21 protein-coding genes are annotated in these 20,989 nt (G+C 59.0%); 5 read left to right on the top strand and 16 right to left on the bottom strand.

Features of this window, described 5'->3' with window-relative positions; genetic code table 11:
* Positions 1 to 20 precede the first annotated feature (20 nt).
* The gene (locus L085_RS08890; protein ID WP_015378928.1) at positions 21 to 929 is read right to left on the bottom strand and encodes a LysR family transcriptional regulator; all 909 of its coding nucleotides are present in this window, start codon (positions 927 to 929) and stop codon (positions 21 to 23) included.
* Positions 930 to 1,037: 108 nt separating this feature from the next.
* Between L085_RS08890 and L085_RS08885 the strand changes: the two genes are divergently transcribed.
* Together L085_RS08885 and L085_RS08880 are read left to right on the top strand one after the other, a co-directional pair.
* A complete protein-coding gene (locus L085_RS08885) occupies positions 1,038 to 1,922 on the top strand; it encodes an MBL fold metallo-hydrolase (protein WP_044030591.1) in 885 nt (294 codons plus the stop codon).
* Between the two features lie 68 nt (positions 1,923 to 1,990).
* Positions 1,991 to 2,638, top strand: a complete 648-nt coding sequence (locus L085_RS08880) for a DsbA family protein (protein ID WP_004931818.1) — start codon at positions 1,991 to 1,993, stop codon at positions 2,636 to 2,638.
* Positions 2,639 to 2,666: 28 nt separating this feature from the next.
* Here L085_RS08880 and L085_RS08875 read toward each other — a convergent pair whose 3' ends face one another.
* Positions 2,667 to 3,374: a hypothetical protein gene (locus L085_RS08875; protein WP_044030590.1), complete on the bottom strand. Its 708-nt coding sequence runs from the start codon at positions 3,372 to 3,374 to the stop codon at positions 2,667 to 2,669.
* A gap of 205 nt (positions 3,375 to 3,579) precedes the next feature.
* On the opposite strand from L085_RS08875, the gene L085_RS08870 reads away from it, so the two are divergent.
* Complete coding sequence (locus L085_RS08870; RefSeq protein ID WP_015378932.1) at positions 3,580 to 5,307, top strand: ABC transporter ATP-binding protein/permease; 1,728 nt, start codon at positions 3,580 to 3,582, stop codon at positions 5,305 to 5,307.
* Positions 5,308 to 5,343: 36 nt separating this feature from the next.
* Here L085_RS08870 and agaF read toward each other — a convergent pair whose 3' ends face one another.
* From agaF to agaR, 6 genes are read right to left on the bottom strand one after another with little or no spacing between them, the layout of a single operon-like run.
* Positions 5,344 to 5,778 (bottom strand): PTS galactosamine/N-acetylgalactosamine transporter subunit IIA, encoded by a 435-nt coding sequence (gene agaF / locus L085_RS08865; RefSeq protein ID WP_004931813.1) that lies wholly within the window; start codon positions 5,776 to 5,778, stop codon positions 5,344 to 5,346.
* A gap of 10 nt (positions 5,779 to 5,788) precedes the next feature.
* A complete protein-coding gene (locus tag L085_RS08860) occupies positions 5,789 to 6,682 on the bottom strand; it encodes a PTS system mannose/fructose/sorbose family transporter subunit IID (protein ID WP_015378934.1) in 894 nt (297 codons plus the stop codon).
* Entirely contained in the window at positions 6,672 to 7,451 is a 780-nt protein-coding gene (gene agaW, locus L085_RS08855; RefSeq protein ID WP_015378935.1) for a PTS N-acetylgalactosamine transporter subunit IIC, read from the bottom strand. Before agaW ends, L085_RS08860 begins: the two co-directional genes overlap by 11 nt.
* Before the next feature lie 14 nt (positions 7,452 to 7,465).
* A complete protein-coding gene (gene agaV, locus L085_RS08850; RefSeq protein WP_004931808.1) occupies positions 7,466 to 7,942 on the bottom strand; it encodes a PTS N-acetylgalactosamine transporter subunit IIB in 477 nt (158 codons plus the stop codon).
* 1 nt (position 7,943) lies between these two features.
* The gene (locus L085_RS08845) at positions 7,944 to 9,227 is read right to left on the bottom strand and encodes a D-tagatose-bisphosphate aldolase, class II, non-catalytic subunit (protein ID WP_044030589.1); all 1,284 of its coding nucleotides are present in this window, start codon (positions 9,225 to 9,227) and stop codon (positions 7,944 to 7,946) included.
* A gap of 23 nt (positions 9,228 to 9,250) precedes the next feature.
* Entirely contained in the window at positions 9,251 to 10,024 is a 774-nt protein-coding gene (gene agaR / locus L085_RS08840) for a transcriptional repressor AgaR (protein ID WP_004931804.1), read from the bottom strand.
* 503 nt (positions 10,025 to 10,527) lie between these two features.
* Here agaR and L085_RS08835 point away from each other — a divergent pair.
* Positions 10,528 to 11,748, top strand: coding sequence for an MFS transporter (locus tag L085_RS08835; protein WP_031300604.1), 1,221 nt, complete (start codon positions 10,528 to 10,530; stop codon positions 11,746 to 11,748).
* On the opposite strand, the gene L085_RS25580 is transcribed toward L085_RS08835, so the two are convergent.
* The 3 genes from L085_RS25580 to L085_RS08830 all read right to left on the bottom strand — a co-directional run bounded on the left by L085_RS25580 (position 11,741) and on the right by L085_RS08830 (position 14,086).
* Entirely contained in the window at positions 11,741 to 11,908 is a 168-nt protein-coding gene (locus tag L085_RS25580; RefSeq protein ID WP_193378780.1) for a hypothetical protein, read from the bottom strand. The two genes, L085_RS08835 and L085_RS25580, sit on opposite strands and share 8 nt — an antisense overlap.
* Positions 11,909 to 11,931: 23 nt before the next feature.
* Entirely contained in the window at positions 11,932 to 12,045 is a 114-nt protein-coding gene (locus tag L085_RS24585; protein WP_049232362.1) for a YmiA family putative membrane protein, read from the bottom strand.
* A 388-nt stretch (positions 12,046 to 12,433) separates the two neighbouring features.
* Entirely contained in the window at positions 12,434 to 14,086 is a 1,653-nt protein-coding gene (locus tag L085_RS08830; protein ID WP_044030588.1) for a multidrug ABC transporter permease/ATP-binding protein, read from the bottom strand.
* A 360-nt stretch (positions 14,087 to 14,446) separates the two neighbouring features.
* Here L085_RS08830 and L085_RS08825 point away from each other — a divergent pair, with 360 nt between their 5' ends.
* On the top strand, positions 14,447 to 14,998 hold the full coding sequence (locus L085_RS08825) for a tyrosine-type DNA invertase (protein WP_044030587.1): 552 nt from the start codon (positions 14,447 to 14,449) through the stop codon (positions 14,996 to 14,998).
* A gap of 221 nt (positions 14,999 to 15,219) precedes the next feature.
* On the opposite strand, the gene L085_RS08820 is transcribed toward L085_RS08825, so the two are convergent.
* The 5 genes from L085_RS08820 to L085_RS08800 all read right to left on the bottom strand — a co-directional run bounded on the left by L085_RS08820 (position 15,220) and on the right by L085_RS08800 (position 20,908).
* The gene (locus L085_RS08820) at positions 15,220 to 15,903 is read right to left on the bottom strand and encodes a response regulator transcription factor (protein ID WP_044030586.1); all 684 of its coding nucleotides are present in this window, start codon (positions 15,901 to 15,903) and stop codon (positions 15,220 to 15,222) included.
* 45 nt (positions 15,904 to 15,948) lie between these two features.
* Positions 15,949 to 16,644 carry a response regulator transcription factor gene (locus L085_RS08815; RefSeq protein ID WP_044030585.1) on the bottom strand — a complete coding sequence of 232 codons (696 nt, stop codon included), beginning with the start codon at positions 16,642 to 16,644 and terminating at the stop codon, positions 15,949 to 15,951.
* A gap of 59 nt (positions 16,645 to 16,703) precedes the next feature.
* Positions 16,704 to 17,231, bottom strand: coding sequence for a fimbrial protein (locus tag L085_RS08810; RefSeq protein ID WP_226988583.1), 528 nt, complete (start codon positions 17,229 to 17,231; stop codon positions 16,704 to 16,706).
* Positions 17,232 to 17,292: 61 nt separating this feature from the next.
* On the bottom strand, positions 17,293 to 18,351 hold the full coding sequence (locus L085_RS08805) for a fimbrial protein (RefSeq protein ID WP_226988582.1): 1,059 nt from the start codon (positions 18,349 to 18,351) through the stop codon (positions 17,293 to 17,295).
* Between the two features lie 7 nt (positions 18,352 to 18,358).
* Entirely contained in the window at positions 18,359 to 20,908 is a 2,550-nt protein-coding gene (locus L085_RS08800) for a fimbria/pilus outer membrane usher protein (RefSeq protein WP_044030584.1), read from the bottom strand.
* Positions 20,909 to 20,989: the final 81 nt, after the last annotated feature.

Below are 20,989 nucleotides of genomic sequence, written 5' to 3'. Positions count from 1 at the left end.
CAGGGAATATTGCCGAGACCTTAGCGCAGCGTCGCCTGCCACTGCGGATCGGTGGCGAACCACTCCACCAGAAAGTCCAGCATGGTGCGCAAGGTGGCGGGCATCTGGCGACGCGAGGTGTAGATGCCGTAGATGCCCATCGACTGCGGCCGGTAATCCGGCAACAATTCGACCAGTTCGCCGCTGGCCAGCAGCGGGGCCGCCGAATAATAGGGCTGCATGGAAATGCCCGCGCCCTGCACCGTGCCAGCCATCAACACCACCGACTCGTTGGCGCTCAGGTTGCCGCTGACCGCCACCGCCGATTTCACCCCCTGAGCATCGAAGTGCCACAGGCTTTTGCCGAAATAGGAGTAGGTCAGGCAGTTGTGCAACGCCAGATCCTGCGGTTGGCGCGGGGTGCCGTGTGCCGCCAGATACGCCGGCGCGGCGCACACCACCGATGCGCAGGTGGACAGCGGACGGGCGATCAGGTTGGGATCCAGCTCGTTGGTGATGCGCAGCGCCAGATCGATGCGCTCTTCCACCAGGTTCACCGCCCGGTTGTTCATCTGCAGATCGACCGCCACCTGCGGGTGACGCTTCAGATACTGGGCGACGGCCCCCACCAGCGCCGTTTGCCCGAGCGACTGCGAACAGGTGATGCGCAGCAGGCCGCGCAGTTCGTCGCTCTGCCCTTCCTCCACCAGATCGATCTCCCCCGCCAGCGCCAACATTTGTCGGCAGCGCTCCAAAGTACGCTCACCGGCGTCGGTCAGACTAAGCTTACGGGTAGTGCGGTGCAGTAAACGCGCCCCGGCCCACTGCTCCATCTGCGCCAGGTAGCGAGTGACCATTGCGCGCGACATCTCCAGCGTTTCCGCAGCGGCGATCATGCTGCCGCGATCGACGATGGTGACAAAAACCTCAGCGGCGGTAATGCGATCCATGATTAGTCCGATTTATGCAACGAATAATTGCTTATTATCCGGTTTTTCTATCGCTTTATGCAACCTAACATCATTACAACATTAACCGATACCTAAGGACCTCTGCCCATGTTTAAGAAATCACTGTTAACTCTGGCCTTCACCGGCGTCGCCACCCTGAGCACCTACGCCACCGCTGCCGATACCCTGACCATGGAAGTGTATAACCCGGGCGAGAAAAGCGTGTTCCCGGTGTCTTCCGAAATCATCAGCGGCCAACACGAAGTGGCGCTGATCGACGCACAGTTCCAGCGCAACGATGCCGAAGAGCTGGTGAAAAAGATCAAGGCGACCGGCAAGAAGCTGACCACCGTTTATATCAGCCACTCAGACCCGGATTTCTACTTCGGTCTGGACGTGATTAAGGCCGCTTTCCCGGAGGCGAAAATCATCGCTTCGCCAGGCACCATCAAGGACATCAACGCCACCAAAGACGGCAAAGTCGCCTATTGGGGCCCGATCCTGAAAGACAACGCGCCGAAAACCGTGATCGTGCCGCAGCCGCTGCAGGGCGACAGCTTCACCATCGACGGCCAGAAAGTGGAAGTGAAAGGCCTGAACGGCCCGACCCCCGATCGCACCTTCGTCTGGATCCCGGCGCTGAAAGCGGTCGTGGGCGGCGTCGCGGTCGCCGGTGACAATATCCATCCGTGGATCGCCGATAACCAGACCGTAGAATCGCGTCAGCACTGGCAGCAGACGCTGAAAAACATCGAAGCGCTGAAGCCGCAGGTCGTCGTGCCGGGCCACTTCCTGCCGGGCGCCGCACAGACGCTGGCATCGGTGCACTTTACCCAAAAATACCTGACCACGCTGGAAGCCGAACTGCCGAAGGCCAAGGATTCCGCCGCGCTGATTGAAGCGATGAAAAAGCACTACCCGACGCTGAAAGACGAATCGAGCCTGGAACTGAGCGCGAAAGTGCTGAAAGGCGAGATGAAGTGGCCGCAATAAGCGCCCGTGCGTGATTGAGCCAGCCCTGGCGCCGCGGCGAGCTGCCGCGCGCCAGACGAGGAGTAAAAATGACCGAAACCACTCTGCATTACATTTTCGATCCGCTGTGCGGCTGGTGCTACGGCGCCGCGCCGCTGGTGAAAGCGGCTCAGAGCCTCCCCGGGCTGAAGATCGTACCGCACGCCGGCGGCATGATGACCGGCAACAATCGCCGCCAGATCACCGACGAGTGGCGCAACTACGTCATTCCGCACGACAAACGCATCGCCGAAATGACGGGCCAGCCGTTCGGCGAAGCCTATTTCAACGGCCTGCTGCGCGACACCACGGCGGTGATGGATTCCGAACCGCCGATCACCGCTATCCTGGCGGCGGAAAAGCTGTCTGGACGCGGGCTGGATATGTTGCACCGCATTCAGCAGGCGCACTATAAGGAAGGCCGGCGCATCGCCGATACACCAGTGCTGGAGGCGTTGGCGAAAGAGCTGGGGTTGCCTTCGGCGGCGTTTATCGCCGAAATGCGCTTCAACAGCGGCGCACCGACCGCGCAACACATCGCGGAAAGCCGGGCGTTGCTGGCCAAAGTGCAAGGCCAGGGCTTCCCGACCTTTGCGCTGCAGGATAGTGATGGCCGCCTGCATCTGCTGCCAGCCGGCAACTATCTGGGTAATGTGGAAGCCTGGAAGAACCTGCTGGGCGCCGCCGCGCTGGCATAACCCTGCTCGCCCCGATCGTCGGGGCGGGTCATTCTACCCGCACGAACCGCCCTTCCGCCCGCACGTTGCGGCCGAACCCGCAATCGCCCCGCGTGTGCATTTCCAACGCTTGCTCGCCAAACTCCATCGTCACGTCGCAGACCTGCGCGCTTTCCGCTTCATGCTGGTGGTAGACAGCCTTGCCGTGTTCGATCGGCAGCTCGGCGGAGAAGTCCCCCATGTTCGGCCCGTAATACAGCCCCATCTGCGGCATGGCGTAGCCGGAGAAATCGATCAACCAGCGCTCGCCCTGCGGCTTCACCGCCACTTCGCTCCACACGCCTCGCCCGGCGTATTGCCAGTACACGCCGCCCGGCCCCTGCGGCTGCGGCCGCTGCGCCAGCCGTTGGCGCAACAGGCTCAGGTTGTGCTGCGATTTGTCATCGTGCGGCGCCAGCGCCAGATAGGCCTGCGCCTTGAGCAATTCGCCGGCGTGCATCAGCGACAGCGCCACGTTGTTGTAAGCCGTGGCGATAGCCTGCTCGCTCAGGCCGCAAAACTCGCTCCAGGCCGCCTGATCGCGAAAGATGTCGGCGGCTTTGGCGTAATCTTGCCGCTGATAGGCCTTTTTTCCCAGTTCGGCGTAGCTCGCCACCTTTTGGCAATCGGCGGCGATGTCCGGCTCGTCAATGTGCGCCCAGGCCCGGGCGCTGGCGAAGACGCCGCAGGTCAGCAACAGGGGAAACCAAGCCTTCATCGTTTATCCTTTCTGCAAAAATTCGGCGCCAGTATAACCGCCCTGCGCCGGAGTGTATGCCGCAATTGCGCCCGCCAACGCGCCGCTGGCGATTCAGCCGCCTTATTTCAAACGGTTAGCGGAGTCAAAACTGCTTACAGTCGCGGTTTGTTTGTTACCGGCCCGCAGCCCATGCTGAACAAAATACCGCAATTATCGAGCCGTTATGAACGCAACCCCCTTGCAGAAACACGCCGTGTGGCAGCTGATCAAACCCTTTTGGGTGTCTGAGGAGCGATGGCGCGCCTGGGCGATGTTGATCGCCATCGTCATCCTGTCGCTCGGTCTGGTCTATATCAGCGTGCAGATCAACCAGTGGAACCAGGTGTTCTACGATGCGTTGCAGAACAAAAACTACCCGGTGTTCAAGGCGCAGCTGTGGCGCTTCACCTATCTGGCGCTGATCTTCATCGTGCTGGCGGTCTACAAGATCTACCTGACTCAGGGGCTGCAGATGCGCTGGCGCCGCTGGATGACGGAAAAGTTCATGGGAAAATGGCTGGCGCACCAGGCGTATTACCACACCGAGCAGCAGCAGATCGTCGATAACCCCGATCAGCGTATCGCTGAAGATCTCAACGTACTGACCCAATATACCCTGTCACTGTCGCTCGGGCTGCTCTCCAGCCTGGTGACGCTGTTTTCCTTCATCGACATTTTATGGCACGTCAGCGGGCCGATGACCTTCGCGCTCGGTCAACACGCCATCACCTTACCCGGCTATATGGTGTGGTTCGCGCTGCTGTATGCGGTGCTGGGATCGCTGCTGATCTGGTGGGTCGGCAAACCGCTGGTCATGCTGGGCTTTAACCAGGAGCGGTATGAGGCGAACTTCCGTTTCGGCCTGATCCGCATCCGCGAAAACAACGACGCCATTGCGCTATACCACGGCGAACCGCGCGAGGCGCAACAGTTGGGTGACCGTTTCGACACCATTCGCAGCAACTGGTGGGCGATCATGCGCATCACCCGGCGGCTGAACATCGCCACCAACTTCTACGGCCAGTTCGCCATCGTGTTTCCCCTGCTGGTGGCGGCGCCGCGCTACTTCTCCGGCGCCATTCAGATGGGCGGCCTGATGCAGATCGCCTCGGCCTTCGGCCAGGTGCAGGGTGCGCTGTCGTGGTTTATCGACGCGTTTAACGACTTGGCGACCTGGAAAGCCTGCGTTAACCGTTTGGCCGGCTTCAACGCCGCCGTCGATCAGGTTCACCATCAGCCGCGCGGCATTCAGTTGCGGGAAGAGAGCGCCCATCCGTTGACGCTGGATAACCTCAGCCTGAACTTGCCCGACGGCCAGCCGCTGCTGGCCGGCGCCGAGATGACGCTGCAACGCGGCGATCGCCTGCTGATCGTCGGCCCTTCCGGCTGCGGCAAGTCGACGCTGCTGCGGGCCATCGCCGGTATCTGGCCTTACGGCGCGGGCGCCATCGGGGTGGCGGCCAACGCCAACACGCTGTTCCTGCCCCAGCGCAGCTACATTCCGATCGGCACGCTGCGCGAGGCGCTGAGCTACCCGAGCCTGGCGTCAGAATACAGCGACGAACAGTTGATGCGGGTGCTGGAAAACTGCCGTCTGAAACACCTGCAGCGCTGGCTGGATACCTCCGCCAACTGGAGCCATCGCCTGTCGCCGGGTGAGCAACAGCGGCTGGCGTTCGCCCGCGCCCTGTTGATTCGCCCGAACCTCCTGTTCCTTGACGAAGCCACCAGCGCGCTGGACGACGAAACCGAGCAACTGATGTACTGCCTGCTGGTGGATGAACTGCCGGACATGACGCTGATCAGCGTAGCGCACCGCAACAGCGTGGCGAAGTACCACCAGACCTGCTGGCGCTTCAGCCGCGGCGAAGACCAACCGGCGCGCCTGGCGCTGAGCCCGTTGCCGGCATAACTCACGAAGCCGGGCGCAAGCGCGCCCGGTTTTCGTTCAGATGCCATCGGCCTGCGCGTCTTCGCACTTCACCCGGCGGCGTTCATGCCACAGGCTGGTCAGCCCGCGTTTACCGCACGCCAAAGCCATCTCGCGAAATTCATCCAGGCTCAGCCCATCGCGCTCCAGCATCATTTCCGCCGCCAACTGCATGTTGACACCAGTCAGCACTTCACAATCCCCCTGCGCATCCGCCAGCTCGCAGGCGCTGCGAAACGGCGAACCGCCGAGCATATCGGTGAGGAACACCACACCGTCCGGCTGCGCCACTGCCGCCAACGCCGAGCGTAAGGCGTCGTTGAGCTGCGCGGTGCTCATCTGTTCGGGGAAATCAACCGCCGCACAGTGCCGCTGCGGCCCCACCACCTGTTCCACCGCCTGCAACAGCCCGGTGGCAAAGCCGCCGTGGCCGGTAATCACAATGCCTGGCATAGCCCGCTCCTCACAAAATACCGATAAATTTGCCCGCCACGCCGATGACTACGGTGACGCCAATCAGCTTCACCGGCGAGAATCCGCGCTTCATCAGGAAGAAAATGAGCAGCGTGAAACACAGCGGCAACAAGTTGGGCATCAGCTTGTCCAGCACGTCGGTCTGCAGCGCCACGCTGGCCTTGCCGGCATGCATCACCAGCGGCGTGGACAGGTGCACATACGAGGCCACCAGCGCGCCGATCACCGTCATGCCGACAATGGAGGCAGCGTGCGAAATGCGCCGGGTGTGGGTCTTCAGCAGCGCCAGCGCGCTGGTGCCGGCCTGATAGCCGTAGTGCGCCAGCCCAAAACGCAGGCCGAAGTGGAACAGGTTGAACAGCAGCAGGAAAACGATCGGCCCGAACAGGCTGCCCTCCAATGCCAGCGAAGCGCCTATGCCGGCGCAGATCGGCAGCAGCGTCAGCCAAAACAGCGCGTCGCCGATGCCGCCGAGCGGCCCCATCAGCGCCACTTTCACCGCGCGAATGGTGGAGATTTTCTCCTTGTTCTGCTCCATCGCCAGCACCAGGCCGGACAGGAAGGTGACGTCGAACGGGTGCACGTTGATAAATTCCATGTGCATCTTCATCGAGTTGGCCAGATCCTGCGGGTTGCGGTGGATCTTGCGCAGCCCGGGGATCAACTGATACAGCCAGCCGCCCGCCTGCATGCGCTCGTAGTTGAACGACGCCTGCAACAGCAGCGAACGCCAGGCCATGCGGTTGATGTCGCCGCGCGTCAGCGCTTCGGCGGGCTGGCTGTCCAGATAATCGTCCTGTTCCACCTGGCTGGTGGCCAGCGCCTGCGCCATGCGCTGCTCGGCTTTTTGCGCCAGCAGATCGTCGGAATCGTTAAATGCCATCTTCGGCGTCCTCCTGCGGAGCGGGCCGGGTGGTTGCCTCTGCCGCGCCGCGTTGCGTGTTGAAGAAGTCGATCAGAGCGATCGCCAGAGCCCCCAGCGCCACCGCCAGGATCGGCAGCTTGAGAAACGTGACCGAGATGAAACCGAGGATAAAATAGGCCACGTAGGTTTTTTTCATCATCACTTTCATCAGCAGCGAGAAACCGATCGCCGGCATCATGCCGCCCGCCACCGCCAGCCCGTCCAGCAGCCAGCCCGGCGCCTTCTGCACCATGGCGCTGGCCGCATCGGCGCCGAAGTAAATCGGCAGGAACGCCACCACGAAATAGAAGATGAACAGAATGCTGATGCCCAGGTAATTCACCCGTTCGATGCCGCGCCAGTTCAGCGCTTTCACCATGCGATCGCAGCGGTGCATCATCGGTGAAAACAGCGTAAACAGCAGCGTGATGCAGCCCTGCACCGCAATCGAGAAAGGCACCGCCACGCCGATCGCCACTTTAGGATCGGCTTTGGTCAGAATGGCGAATGCGGTGCCGATCACCCCGCCGATCACCACGTTAGGCGGTTGGGCTCCCGCCAACGGCACCATCCCCATCCACACCAGCTCCAGCGTGCCGCCCACCAGCAACCCGGTATAGACATCGCCCAAAATCAGCCCCACCAACGGCCCCATCACTACCGGCCGGTGGAAGTGGGTCAGACCGTCGAACAGGTCAACCCCCGCCAGCCCGGCCAACAGCGCAATCAATAACGCATCCGTCAACATGCTTTCCCCCTGGCTCAAAAGAGCAGTTTGCCGATCGCCTCGCCCGCTTCATCCGGCACCCGGCGCACTTCGCACTCCACGCCCAGTTCCGCCAGCGCGCGGAACGCGGCCACGTCGCCGTCGTCTAGCGACACCGTTTTGTGCACCTGCCGCTTCCCCTCGGCGAAGTGCATATTGCCGACGTTGACGAAACGGATCGGCACCCCACCGCGCACCAGCGTCAACACGTCCTGCGGCGTTTTGCACACCAGAAAGATCTTCTGCCGATCCGCCGCCTTGTGGATCACGTCAATGGTTTTCTGCAGCGTGAAATAACGGGTCTGCACCCCTTCCGCCACCACCATGTCCATCAGGTTCTGCTGCACCGGATCGGCGGCGGCCTCGTCGTTGGCCACCACCACCAGGTTGGCGCCGAGGGTATTGGTCCAGGTCACGCCTACCTGGCCGTGCACCAGGCGATTGTCGATGCGGGTCATTAAAATGTTCGGCATATCAGCGGCCCTCCGGGTAACAGGCGGCGTGGTAATCGTCGAGCACCTGCGTCACTTTATGCAGCACCCACTCCTGCGGATCGGCGCTCAATTCGCCGGCGTTCAGCGCCCGCGCCTGATCCGGCAGGTACTGGCTGAGCAGCGCCAGCGGCGCCGGGCTGCGGCGCAGGTTGTCCAGCAAACCGTCGACCGCCTGCTGCACCTGCGGCTGCGGCCAGTAGTAACGCACCCGATCGCTCAGGCTGTAGTGGCGATCGAGGTACTGTTGGTGCGGCGTGCCCTGGTAATAGCGGCTCCACTGCTGCGGCTGCTCGCGCATCACCTGCTCCAGCGTGGCGCACAGCTGCGCCGACTGACGTTCCCCCAGCCATTCGCGTTCGATGCGATCGAGGGCGAACAGCGCTTCGCGCAGCGCGAAGGTCAGCGCCGGCCCCACCTTCAGGATGGCGAAATGATCGCGCACCAGCTGGCGGTAGGCCTGCGGCGGCTGATAGTCCGTGGAGTGCGCTTCATAGATCATGCCCGGCTGCCGTTCAATGAAATGGCTCAATGCGTCGGCGCGCTGTGGCTGGTAGTGCTCAACGCTGTGGTGATCGAACTCAACGCCCGGCTGCACCACGAGCGCAATAGTTCGCTGCCAGGCATCGTTCAGCTCGGCCTTTTGCCAGGCGATACGATGTGTTTCCAGCGTTTGCGCCACCGCCTGCGGCGTGGTGACCTGTAGACCCGCCAGCGCCTCCTGCGCGCCGCCCGGCACCGGCACTTCGGTGCCGATCACATAGACCGGCGCTTCGCCGCCGCTCTGCGCCCAGGCGCGTTCCGCTACCGCGCACAAACGCGCCGCCCGCTCGGCAACCGTGGCATCCCCCAGAGGCGAGGGATCATCGGCGCACGACATGGAACAATCGAGGTGAATTTTGCGAAATCCGGCGCGAACGTAATCGTCTATCAAGGTTTCCGCCAGCGCCATCGCTTCCTGAGCCGGGCGATCTTGCCAAGCGTTGGGCCCCAGATGATCGCCGCCCAGCCACACGCGCTCGCGCGCCAGGCCCACTTCATCCGCCAGACGCCACAGCGCATCGCGAAACTGGGCCGCCGTTTGGCCGGTATAGCCGCCGAACTGATTGACCTGATTGGACGTCGCCTCCACCAACACCGGCGTGCCACGCGCTTTGGCCTGCCGCAGCGCGGCCTTCAGAACCCAGGGATGGGCGGAACAGACGGAAAAGATCCCGACCGGCATACCGGCCTTGTGCTGCTCGACAAGCTGTAACAACTGCTGCATGAAGCCCCCATGCAGGCGCCGTGCTACCGATCGGCGATGATGACCTCAACGCCCAGCTCGGTTAACGCCCGCTCGTAATCGTCCGGAAGACGGCTGTCGGTGATCAGCCGATGGATTTGTCCGGCTTCGCGAATCATGCAAAAGCTTTTGCGACCGAATTTGCTGGCATCCGCCACCGCGATAATCTCGCGCGCCACCTCGCACATCACGCGATTGAGGTGCGCTTCACCGGGGTGAGGCGTGGTGATGCCGGCGCTCAGATCGAACCCGTCGACGCCCAAAAACAGTTTGTCGAAGCGGTACTGACGCAATTGCTGCTCGGCAGCCGGACCGTAGAGTGAGTAAGAGTTGCGGCGCACGCTGCCCCCCAGCACCATGACTTCCACCCCGTCGTTTCCCGAAAGCTCGTAGGCAATGTTCAGCGCATTGGTCATCACCACCAGATCGCGCCGCCCCTTCAGGAACGGCACGATCTGCGCGGTGGTTGAACCGGAATCGAGGATCAGCGCATCGCCGTCGCGCACATAGCCGGCCGCCGCGTTGGCGATCAGCGTTTTGACGTCGCGATTCAACCGCCCTTTGTCCCGCAGCGGCCGATCGAAAGCGAATTGCTGATTGAGCATCGCGCCGCCGTAAGCGCGCAGCGCACACCCTTTTCGTTCCAGAAAGCGCAGATCGTTGCGGATCGTCACCGTGGATACCGCAAACTGTTTGCTGAGCTGCTCCACGCGCACGCTGCCGTGCTCGCATAACAGATCGATAATGTGTTCACGTCGCTTTGCGGTATTCACTGGCATGAGCTGCGGTCCTCAGGTTTCCGGCATCGCCGGGGAGAAGATGGCTTTCGCTCTACTGCGCTGGCATTACAGCAAAGCGAAAGCAATGAAATTGTGATCGGGCTTACAGCCCCGTTTTAGCAAAAAAACCGCCAAAAAACCTTTCGAATCGAAACGGATCGAAAAGCCTAAAAGCGGAAGGGGGGAAAAGTGAAATGCCATGACGGGCGATAACCCCCGGAGCGCTGAGGCGTGGGCTGCACGGAAAGCGAAAGCGACGCATGGTGCGCCCCGCGCCATGACTTTTAGTTCACTCAGTGACCAGGATCACATAATGGCAATTATCCGTCGGCCGGCGGGGATTAACCGCCGCCATCCCGCCGGGCCGTCCCCTTGTCAGCACGAGACATCTTCCCTACACTGGCGAACGGATACCGTCGATTTTCGGTACGTAAGCGTTAACGTCAATCAACGCATCACGCCATGCAGCACTGATTGACTGCATGCCTTGATGCGAGGAACCCATGCCGCAACCCGCTTCACCCCCAGCGTCCACCGGGACCCCGCGTCGCCGGTTACACCGCCCTATTCTGCTGATCGTCGGCATTATGCTGATCGCGGCCAATTTGCGCGCCGCCCTGACCAGCGTCGGCCCGCTGCTGGAGCAGATCCAGCAACAGCTGGCGTTGTCCGCCACCGCCGCCGGCCTGATCAATTCGCTGCCGCTGATCCTGTTCGCCATCCTCTCGCCATTGACCCCGACGCTGGCGAAACGCATCGGTATCGAGCGCACCCTGGGCCTCGCCCTCGCGCTGCTGATCTGCGGCATCGCCCTGCGCTCCCTGCCGCAAGACGCCATGCTATGGCCGGGCAGCATCCTGATCGGCGCCGCCATCGCCTTCGCCAACGTGGTGCTGCCGACGCTGGTGAAAAGAGATTTCCCACATCGCGCCGCCGCGATGATCGCCGCCTATGCGGCGGTGATGTCGCTGGTTGCCGCCATCGCTTCAGGTTTGGCCGTGCCACTGGCTTCGCTGGCCGACCTTGGCTGGCGGTTCTCCTTGTTATGCTGGGGCTTGCCTGCGCTGTTGGCGCTGCTGGTGTGGTTGCCGCAGCTGCGGCGCTCCGCCACACCCGCCACTAAAGAGCCGCAGCCGACGGAGCCGCAACGCTATCGCTCTCCCTGGGGCAGCGCGCTGGGTTGGCAAGTGGCGATGTTCATGGGGCTGCAATCGATCGCCTTCTACACCATCATCGGCTGGTTCAGCGCTTTTGCCGCCAGCCACGGCACCTCCGCTCAGCAGGCGGGTTTCGAACTGTTCGTTTACCAGGTGGTGGCGATCGTCGCCAACTTTGTCATGGTGGTGATTTTGCCGCGGGCGCGCGATCAGCGGGCGATCGCGTTGGGCAGCTCTCTGCTGATCTTCATCGGCGTCGGGGGATTATTGGTGCAACCCGCCAGTTCACTGGTGTGGCTGACGTTTGCCGGGTTGGGGGCGGGGAGTTCGCTGGTGCTGGCGCTGTCGTTCTTTGGATTGCGCAGTCAGCATCATCATCAGGCGACGCTGTTGTCGGGTATGGCGCAATCCGTCGGTTATCTGTTGGCGGCGCTGGGGCCCACCCTATTCGGCCTGCTGCACGATCTGACGGAAGGCTGGCGCTTGCCGTTGATCGCCCTGCTGGGTCTGACCGTCTTGCAAATGCTGTTCGGCGCGCTGGCCGGCCGCAGCCGCGTGATCAGCTAATGCTGCGGCGCAATGGGGGCCGCACGGGCTCAGAGTCGGTGTCCTGCCATAAATCATCAATAAAGGCGCGCTGCTCATCGCTCAGCACCCATGACGGCGGAATTTTGGACTGTGCGCGACGCTCAGCGCCCTCACGGTTTTTAGCCTGCTTTTTGTTCACGAATCGCCTTCCTGCTTAACCTGCTAACTCAGTAACCAGTAAATCACGGCGGCGGTTAACAGCCAGAACAGCCCGCTACCGATAAACACACACAGCCATGCTCTACGTTTGATATCCGATCCATCCTTGCTCACCACAGCGCCCCCAACCAATAGATTAAACCACTCAAACAGCAATTATTGATCTGTTTTAACGATCGATAAAGTCGTTTTTTCCTATGGAAATTTAAAAAACAGCTGCTAGCCATAGACCTGCATCACCGCCTCAGTAAGAACGGCACCGTGGATATCACTGTTATCGGCAGGCGATAACTTGAATTGATAGGCGAACGAACGTGCAGTGTGCCATACCTTGAAAGGTCAAAATCAAACCACTAGTAAATAATTCAACCATCAATTATTTGACTGGTCATAAGCCAAATCGGCAACAGACAGCGCTGAAGGCGGGGGATAAAATGAAGCGACGCACTGGGATCATACGGAGAGAAGCACCGGCCCGCGTTGGTCTCGCTCGGGCCGGCGTGAGTTAACCGATTCTGCTGACGGAATCCCGGCTGGCGTGTTCACGCTCGCTGCCGGTCAGCTCACGTAAATGACCCGAGCGCATCTCAAGCAGCCGATCGGCATGTTCGAAATAGTGATCGTCATGGCTGATGGCAAACACCGTTTTGCCCAGCGCGCGCAGTTCTGGCAACAGCTCGCGATAGAAAATGCGCCGGAATTGCGGATCCTGATCCGCGGCCCATTCATCCAACAGCAAGATATCGCGCTGTTCCGCCACGGCCAGCAGCAAAGCCAGACGCTTGCGCTGCCCCTGCGACAGTTGCGGGTTAGTCACCCTGGCGCCGTCGAACTGCAGCTTGCTTTTCATATTCAACCGCTCGATCCAGCCGGCGACCAGTTCCGCATCGGGTTCGCCGCCTTCCGGCCCTTGCAAACGATCGAACTGATGAAAATCAGTGAAAATCGCCGAAAACAGCCGACGATAGTCCGGCATATCCGCCGCGGTCTGCGCGACGCCATCCAGAACGATGTGCCCGCTCACCGGCCGGTACAACCCGGTCAACAGCATCGCCAGCGTTGACTTGCCGCTGCCGTTGCCGCCGATCAAAAAGATCAGCTCGCCACGCCGCAGCGTCAGATTAAGCGGCCCGACGGCAAAACCGGGCTGTTGCTCCGTATCGGCATAGTGAAAAACCACGTCGCGCAGCTCCAGCGTCTGCCAGGAACGGCCGGCGGCGGCAGGGAACGCCGGTTGGTACTCGGCCAGGCGCAGCGTCTTCAGCTTGTTGAAAGCGACTTCGGCGCTGACCAGCGTCGGAAACGCCCCGACCGCCTGCAGTAATGGCGTGCGCAAGAACAGCAGCGTCAGAGAATACGTGGCGGCCACCGCCGAGTTCGCCCATCCCAGGCTGTTAGCCATAAAGAACACCAGTCCGATCGCCCCCAACATCATGATATTTGACCAGTTGAGCGCACTCAAATGGAAGGTATCGGCGCGAATGATATGGTGGCGGTAAGCTTGCGCATCGGGTTGATAGGTCTGTTCGTACAGCGCCTGCGCTCGCTTGCGGTTTAACGTCAGTTCCTTGCGACCGTCAATCACCGATTCGTAATGATGATAGAGGCTCTCTTCCGACTCGCGCAAACTGGCCATATGGCGATAAACCCGCGAGACCAGGCAACCGCTGCCCACCACGGTGACGGCGACCCACACCGCCGTCACCGCCAGCATTTTCGGTGATAGCCACCCCAGATAGGCCGCCGACCCCAGAGTTAAAATCACCCCTTGCACCAGTTCGGGCAAGCGCACGAAGGCGACGGTGATATTGCGGACATCGCTAGAGAGACTGGCCAACAATGAGGCGCTGCCTAACTGTTCAAGGCGTTCAATATCGGTATCCAGGATGCGCTTCACTAACTGCCCGCGCAGGCGGTAGACGAAGTAATGGCCCAATGTCGTCAGCGCCAATTGCGATCCCAGCGTGACCGCCATCAGCAATGCCAGCAGAGCGAGAAACATCGGCAGCACAGCCAATGCTTCGCCGCCGGCGTCCATCAGGTATTGATTGATAAACGCAATGATACCGATGCCCAAGCCGGCGCTGGTCATGGTCAATGCCATAACCGCCAGAAATGGCCAACGATACTGGTGATAAACCACCCGTAGCAGTTCCATGAAAAACCTCTGAAGTCGCGATCTGGCAGGCATTGTAAGCGGCGTGAGAATGAGATCAAGACGAATTCTCATCACAGTTTATTGAGCACTGGTCGGGGAGAGGCGTTGCCGCCTGACGGCGGCCAATTCGCAGCATCGTTCGCTCTGGACGCTATATATTCGCCAATTAAATAAGCTGCTAAAGAAAATAGATCTATAAAATCAAAATTCATTCACTAAAAAATAAAAAAACAAAAAGATAAAATAAACCCATGAATTAACAAATAAAATTATTTATTTCCTTTGCTGCCTATTATGTTCCAATGCTTTAATAAAACTTCATGATGGAAATCGCCAGTACCAGATACGCAGGAAAGGAAAATGAAAAAAAGGAAATTCCTTAGCCAGATTGAAATTGAACAACTGATTGCCGCCGTGCATGAGGGTAAAAATAGCATTCGAGACCGTTGTTTACTATTAATGTGCTTCATTCATGGCTTGCGGGTGAGCGAACTGCGATCATTACGCCTGCAAGATATTGATCTTGCCTCCCATCGGATCCATATATCTCGGCTAAAGAACGGTTTTTCCGTTCAGCACCCCATTCAGCCGCGAGAACGACAGGCGCTGTTAAACTGGCTGGCCCAGCGGACGAACTATCCTGACGCCAATTCCCCATGGTTATTTCTGTCGCGCCACGGCGGGCAAATTTCACGTCAGCAACTGTATCGCCTAATGAGAATGTACGGTGAAATGGCCGGTATTAGCGTTCAGGTTCATCCTCACATGCTGCGACACTCCTGCGGTTACGCGCTTGCAGATAACGGGGTCGATACGCGCTTGATTCAGGATTATTTAGGGCACAAAAATATCCAGAATACGGTGATCTACACCGCAACCAATGTAGAGCGATTCCGCACGATCAGCATTTAATCTTACGATGGAAATAACGGTGCAGGCGCTCATCTTCTTTTAACATGCGCATCGAGTAAGGTAAAAAATATCGGATGGGAAAATGCAGCCCGGCACGCCAACAACGGTCTAATTCAGCACTATTCCAACGCCGAGCTGCTTTCATCCACCCGCCCAGGGGAACACTTGTTTGATTATTTTTTCAGCGCCTATGCTACCTGCTTTTACCCTGTCATTAACGATTAAGTCCCCTTTGACCACTTCCCGCCAAATTGTCGTGTAATATTGCCGTGCAATGAAAACAGTTCGCTGTCATTCTTCACCTGCAGTTTGCGCATGGCGCTGCATTTATGCGCGCTGATCGTCTTGATGCTGCGGCGTTGCAATTCGGCGATTTGCCGCAGGCTCATGCCGTTGAACAAAAAGGCCAACACATCAGTCTCGCAGCGAGTCAGCTTTCGGGTGAACACCTCATCTCCGCTAACCGAGGGTGCCAGAAAAGTCCCTATCTGTGGGCTCAACACTCGCTCCCCAAGCAAGACCCGATTAAAAAACTCCGCCACCAGCGGTAAAGCGTCATCTCTGGCGACGATGCTGACATTGGGCTGAGGCAACAATCGCCCTAACTCTTCTGCATTACGGCAACGGGTATAGGCAATCACCCGTAATTCGGGCAGTTGCGTGCACAGGGACAGCAACGCTTCCCTGCCCTGAGCCACCGTTTCATCGTCACCGTCCAGTTCGGTAATCAGCACGTCGGCCTGCTGATAGACCACGCTATCCACCACGGCACGTACGCTGGTTTCCTTTACGACGACTTTTACCTGGGTTGGCAGCGTTTTTAAAAAACTGGCCAACCCTTCCAGCGTCAATGGACATCTGTCCATTAACGCTATGTTCAGCGGTTGCTGACGCCATAAATGCATAATCTGCTCCTATGCTTGCTTACCCGAGAGGCATCGCACGCTTGCCTAGCGAACCAAGGATGAACCTTGCGCAGCCATCCATTTCCCCTGAAGATACAGTTCCCCATCGCTGTGAAACCCCAGCTTCAACATCGCATTGCGTTTATGGGTGCTGACGGTGCGGATATCACGGCACATTGTCAGCGCCACGCAGGTCACGCTCTTACCGGAAAACAGTTGGGTCAACACATCCAGTTCCTTCGCCGTCAGCGGCTTATCGGCGCCAGCCTCATGCAATTGACGTTGGCGTACCCGGTGGCTGAAGCTGCAACTGCCTGTCAGGACTTGCTGAACACAGTGGGTCAATGCAATAGCCGGTTCCTGCTTCAGCATCAGGCCGCGAATACCGGAAGCGATGAGCTGCCGCAACAACCTCGGTTCATCCAATGCCGTACAAATGACAATCGCGGTGTCCGGCGAGTTTTCCCGCACCTCGGCGATCAGCTTGAATCCCTCCAATACCGACTCTGATTGTCCACACAGCTCCATCACCAATAAACGATGCGGATGTTCAGTCAATAAGGCTCTCAGTTCCACCAGATTCGCCACCTGCCGAATGTTGCCAGGTTGGAGACCGCAGGATTCAATCAGCCGGTTTCTCATCCCCAGAGCCGTCATGGCGCAGGGTTCCATGACAGCCACGGCACCCGCCGCTTCATTGCCCGCCGCCAAGGTCATTCCATCGGGATAATTGATTTTCATATCATCACCTTAACTCTGTCGTTAGCCTTCCGCCCACGCTGGCCCTTTTGTCCCATTGCCTACTGATAGACAAAAGTGACCTGCAGAGTGCCGTCTATTGAACCAGGCGTCGATCCGCCATGGGTGCTGTACGCCCGCGCCCGCAAATTGAATTTGGCTTCATGCGTCGCCTGGTTAACTGACTGGGTCATGTTCTTGCCATTACCCAGGTTTGCTCCCTGGTTGTCTTGCAATTCAATTTGTACCCGACGAGAACTGCCGGTGCTTTTGTATAAGCTGGTGCTTTCCTCAGCGACGGTCCCGCTGAAGGTCGCGACAACCGACGTGGTGGTGCTCGGGCAGTTTTTTAACGTCAGGGGGAACTCCACCCAAGGGCTGAAGGCGCCGGAGGTCGCCAGCGTGGCGGCGGAAATATCGTCCCCCAGATTGACCGTAACGCTAGCGTTCGCACTGTCGATTTCGCAGGGAGCAGCTTTAATGTTGCCGGAAATCACTATTTTCGATACCGCTTGTGCCGTCGGGATCGTCAAAATCAACATGCTGCTCAGCACCAGGTTGCAGCCAAAACGATTAAACATTTTCACCATAATCTGTTCCTTCTCGTTAAACGCAGGGGCCCGCCCACCCCACTGCCGTTGAAATATCCGTTTATTGGATTTCTGCCTGAATGGTCGCCGTGGCATTGAACTTGCCCATCGCAGGCGCCTTCCCGGTGGTATTGATGGGATAGACGCTGATCCCGGTTCGCCCTGACTGACTCGGGTATTGAAAATCGACCGGCAACCGGCCGTTTTGCGGTGCAATCGGGTTGCCAAACAGATCCTTTATCATCACCCCGATGCTGTCGTTGCTGGTCTTCAGCGCCTCGGGCATGTTGCCGTCGGCTTCGCCGCGAAATGACAGGCTGACTTTGACGCCATTGGAAATGTTGCTACAAGCCAGCGTCAGCGTTTTCTCATGCGGGGTGAAGCGGGACGGCATCGCCCCTTTGGTTTGAAAGTCCGTGGTCAGGATATCGCCGAAATCCACCGTCACCGTCTGAGGGCTGATTTCGCAGCTTTGCGGCACGGTGACGGTGCCGCTCATTGAGACGGTAGACACCGCCACATCACTGCTCACACCGCTCACGACCGAGACATAAGTTTCCACCAGTTTGGTGCTGGGTATCGTCGTCACCCCCACGAAAGGACGGCGGAAATAGAGATGGATTCGCCCTTTAGCGCCGCTGTTATAAGGTGTACTGGCGCAGGACTCATCATCGCCATCCATATCGGTCTTTTTATTCGACTCATTCTCAAACGGTGCGGCGATATACTCTTCGCGGTAGCCCGCCACGTACACTTCACTGGCGACGCCCAGATATTCATTCAGCGCGTAATAGGTTAGTCCCCCCTCAATGAATACCTGGTCACTCAGCAGTACTTTGGCGGTTACGTAAGACGCCGTACGATACTGGCATTCACACTCAACCAGATAGGAGCCGGCCAGATTCCATTTACCGCCGTCGGCGTTCTTGATAATTCGCCCCGCCATGTTTTGAGACGGATCAACCAATTTCGGCGAGAAAACAAATGAGAATCCTTTAGTGCCGGATTTCGGCTTGCATTGCCCAAAAACGGCCTGCGCTTGCTGAGCGTACAGCATCATACTCAGCAGCAATCCCCAGGCGCTGACCACACGTTTAATAGATATTCCCTTAACCATCATATGCACCTTATAGACACTGCCCATTCACGAGGCGTATACCGCCGCTCTCAGGCTGATTAGCCAATTGATAGTTAGCCTGACATTGCTGAGCGGCATCATTGCCCCACTTAACCAGCAGCCGGCCACTCTCCGCCATGCCGGCCAAATAAACCTGCCCACCATCGCCGACAATGCTGCCCTTATCGGAAGGGCTGTTGAGATCGCTGACGGTGGCGCCGAAGGGCACCGGATCACCGCTACGCGTCAGCAACGTCAGCAACACTCGGGCTCCGACATCTGGATTGAAGCTGGCGCGCACTACGGCGCCGCGAGTTGGAATCACCGTTTGGCTGCTTAGCGTCATGTCGACATCCTCGGCGAAAGACTCACCGTCCAGCCCGACGATATTGCGCCGGTAAGGCGTCAGATAAGGGACAACCGCATAGCCACGCCAGTCCGTGCTGACCCCGGTCTGGTTCAGGACATCGATCCCTGCGGCGCCAGGTGCCTGCACCAACGCCACCGTATCGCCCAGCGGCTGCGACAACGTGACGCCGTTTTGGTGCACCAGCACGCCGCCCTGCACGCCGTAGTTCACCTGCCGGCGATGGCGCTCGTAGCCATAGCCCAGGTTCCACTCAGCGAGGGCGCCTTTATAATCCGCCTGAATATTCCCGTTCGCCCCCACGCCCCTGCCGGTATAACCCTGGCTGATGCTGTAGTTCAGGTTGTCGCCCGGCAGAGCAGTACCGCTCAACCCAAGGTTGTTGCTGGTGGCGCCATTGCGGCTGGCGTTCATGCCGTAGGTGGCGTAGCTGCCCGGCAGCCATTTGCTGAGCGGCACGCTGACGTTGAAGGCAACGATGTGATCGCGGATATTGCTGTGGTTGCCGTTGCTGTCGTAACCATTTTGGCTGAAGGTATAATTCAGCCCATAACTGATGGCTTCCCAGCTGTTGTTGTAGCTGAGGCTGACCGACTGCGAGCGGCGATTGTCATTCCAGTAATCCTCGTTAAACAGGCTGAGCGACAGCGTTCCGCCCAGATCCCACAGGCTCTGGCTCATCGTCAACTCGGCTCGGCTCTTTTTGCGGTCGTTATAGACAGCACTGTTGCCACCGTAACTCTCCAGCGCCTCTTGCAGGTTATAAAAACCGCGCGTGGAATAGCGGTAGCTGGCCAAGCTGAAGTTAGTGCCGGTTTCAATGAAGTTTTTGCCGTAACGCAGACGCCATGATTGCCCTTGCTCTTTCGGCCGAGTTTCCTGCTTGGTCCATGCCTGAGTGACATCTGCGGACAACGCCCCCACCGCCCCCATGTTCTGCCCCCACCCCAGCGCCAGAGACTGGTACTTACTGGCCGCCTGCACGCCGCCATACAGGGTAGCTCCCCACGGCAAACCGTAGATGCCGGTGGCCTGGCTGAACGGACGTTCATCAACGCCGCCGCTGTATGAACGGTATTTCCCGCTGGTCAGGCTGTATTTGAAACGCCCTTCGCGCTGAAGCACCGGCACCACAGCATAAGGCACCACGAAATGTTGCTCCTGCCCGTCAGCCTCGCGCACGCTGACGTTCAGATCGCCGCTGCCGCCCGTGGGGTACAGATCGGTAATTTCAAACGCACCCGGCGGTACATAGCTTTGATAAATCACGTAGCCGTTTTGCCGGATCACGATTTGCGCGTTAGTGCGCGCAATCCCGCGCACCACCGGCGAGTAGCCCTTCATGCTGTCCGGCAGAATGTCATCTTCAGAAGCCAATTGCCCGCCGCGGAACTGTACGCTGTCGAACACCTCGCTGGACGTTGTGCTGTCCCCCAGCGTCAGGCGGCTTTGCAACGCAACAATATCGCGCTGCAGATAGGTATTGATTGAACGCCAGGATGAAGCACCGCCGGTGTAGTGATTCCAGATGGAATAGTTACGCAAACGCCAGGCGCCCCAGTTGATACCCGAGCGCAAATTGAGGTAATAGTTATTGTTGTTCTGCCGCTGCGTGTCGCGCATCTGACTATTGGCGCCGCTGAAGTTGTAATTGACCAATAACGCGGGTATGCCGGAATCCCATTTATCCGGGGAGACATAGTCGCGTGCATTCAAGCGCAATGCCGCCTGAGGAATGCTTAGGTTCAGTCTCAACTGATTGAACTGGAATACTGCAGAGGCCTGTGGAATGGCCTGCGCCAGGTTGACGCAGCTATCCCCAGGCACCATCGCTGGGAACATGGCCACCCTCACGCCTAGCTCAGCCCATTTTTCCGTGCTGAGACAAGGCTGCAGCGTTTGCTTACCATCTGCTCTCGGCATCAGCCGGAACTCGACGTCAAGGCTGTCGATCTGTTCTCCGTTCAAGTAAAGATCGACCCGATAGCGCCCGGGCGCCTGGCTGCTGTTCTCTTCAAATACGGAGAGGTCGGCGCCACGCAGCGCCGGATTATCAATCTCCAGCAGCGCCGGGTTAAAGTAATCGCGCGCATGCGCTGCACCGATTGGATAAAGCAGTGCCACCTGGCAAGACATCAAACCGGCCAGAATCGATCGGCTCCCTGGTAAACCAATGCAATTCGGGTTATTCATCCTTTTAACTCCCTGTCCCGATTGGCTTAGCCCGTCGAAAGCTCAGGTAAGCCGAACGCCGGCCCCGGCGTACTCCGGAGC

This window comes from Serratia sp. FS14 (assembly GCF_000695995.1).
GTDB lineage: Bacteria > Pseudomonadota > Gammaproteobacteria > Enterobacterales > Enterobacteriaceae > Serratia > Serratia nematodiphila.
Note: the sequence above shows the minus strand (reverse complement) of the source record. Positions and strands in the feature narration are given on the sequence as shown.

What these genes read in the sequence shown, in the direction of transcription:
- L085_RS08825 (WP_044030587.1), top strand. Translation starts at nt 14,447, where the DNA reads ATGAAAAAAAGGAAATTCCTTAGCCAGATTGAAATTGAACAACTGATT.
- L085_RS08885 (WP_044030591.1), top strand. Translation starts at nt 1,038, where the DNA reads ATGTTTAAGAAATCACTGTTAACTCTGGCCTTCACCGGCGTCGCCACC.
- agaF (WP_004931813.1), bottom strand. Translation starts at nt 5,778, where the DNA reads ATGCCAGGCATTGTGATTACCGGCCACGGCGGCTTTGCCACCGGGCTG.
- agaV (WP_004931808.1), bottom strand. Translation starts at nt 7,942, where the DNA reads ATGCCGAACATTTTAATGACCCGCATCGACAATCGCCTGGTGCACGGC.
- L085_RS08875 (WP_044030590.1), bottom strand. Translation starts at nt 3,374, where the DNA reads ATGAAGGCTTGGTTTCCCCTGTTGCTGACCTGCGGCGTCTTCGCCAGC.
- L085_RS08835 (WP_031300604.1), top strand. Translation starts at nt 10,528, where the DNA reads ATGCCGCAACCCGCTTCACCCCCAGCGTCCACCGGGACCCCGCGTCGC.
- L085_RS08830 (WP_044030588.1), bottom strand. Translation starts at nt 14,086, where the DNA reads ATGGAACTGCTACGGGTGGTTTATCACCAGTATCGTTGGCCATTTCTG.
- L085_RS08805 (WP_226988582.1), bottom strand. Translation starts at nt 18,351, where the DNA reads ATGATGGTTAAGGGAATATCTATTAAACGTGTGGTCAGCGCCTGGGGA.
- L085_RS08820 (WP_044030586.1), bottom strand. Translation starts at nt 15,903, where the DNA reads ATGCATTTATGGCGTCAGCAACCGCTGAACATAGCGTTAATGGACAGA.
- L085_RS08810 (WP_226988583.1), bottom strand. Translation starts at nt 17,231, where the DNA reads ATGGTGAAAATGTTTAATCGTTTTGGCTGCAACCTGGTGCTGAGCAGC.
- L085_RS08815 (WP_044030585.1), bottom strand. Translation starts at nt 16,644, where the DNA reads ATGAAAATCAATTATCCCGATGGAATGACCTTGGCGGCGGGCAATGAA.
- L085_RS08890 (WP_015378928.1), bottom strand. Translation starts at nt 929, where the DNA reads ATGGATCGCATTACCGCCGCTGAGGTTTTTGTCACCATCGTCGATCGC.
- L085_RS08860 (WP_015378934.1), bottom strand. Translation starts at nt 6,682, where the DNA reads ATGGCATTTAACGATTCCGACGATCTGCTGGCGCAAAAAGCCGAGCAG.
- L085_RS08800 (WP_044030584.1), bottom strand. Translation starts at nt 20,908, where the DNA reads ATGAATAACCCGAATTGCATTGGTTTACCAGGGAGCCGATCGATTCTG.
- L085_RS08845 (WP_044030589.1), bottom strand. Translation starts at nt 9,227, where the DNA reads ATGCAGCAGTTGTTACAGCTTGTCGAGCAGCACAAGGCCGGTATGCCG.
- agaR (WP_004931804.1), bottom strand. Translation starts at nt 10,024, where the DNA reads ATGCCAGTGAATACCGCAAAGCGACGTGAACACATTATCGATCTGTTA.
- agaW (WP_015378935.1), bottom strand. Translation starts at nt 7,451, where the DNA reads ATGTTGACGGATGCGTTATTGATTGCGCTGTTGGCCGGGCTGGCGGGG.
- L085_RS08880 (WP_004931818.1), top strand. Translation starts at nt 1,991, where the DNA reads ATGACCGAAACCACTCTGCATTACATTTTCGATCCGCTGTGCGGCTGG.
- L085_RS08870 (WP_015378932.1), top strand. Translation starts at nt 3,580, where the DNA reads ATGAACGCAACCCCCTTGCAGAAACACGCCGTGTGGCAGCTGATCAAA.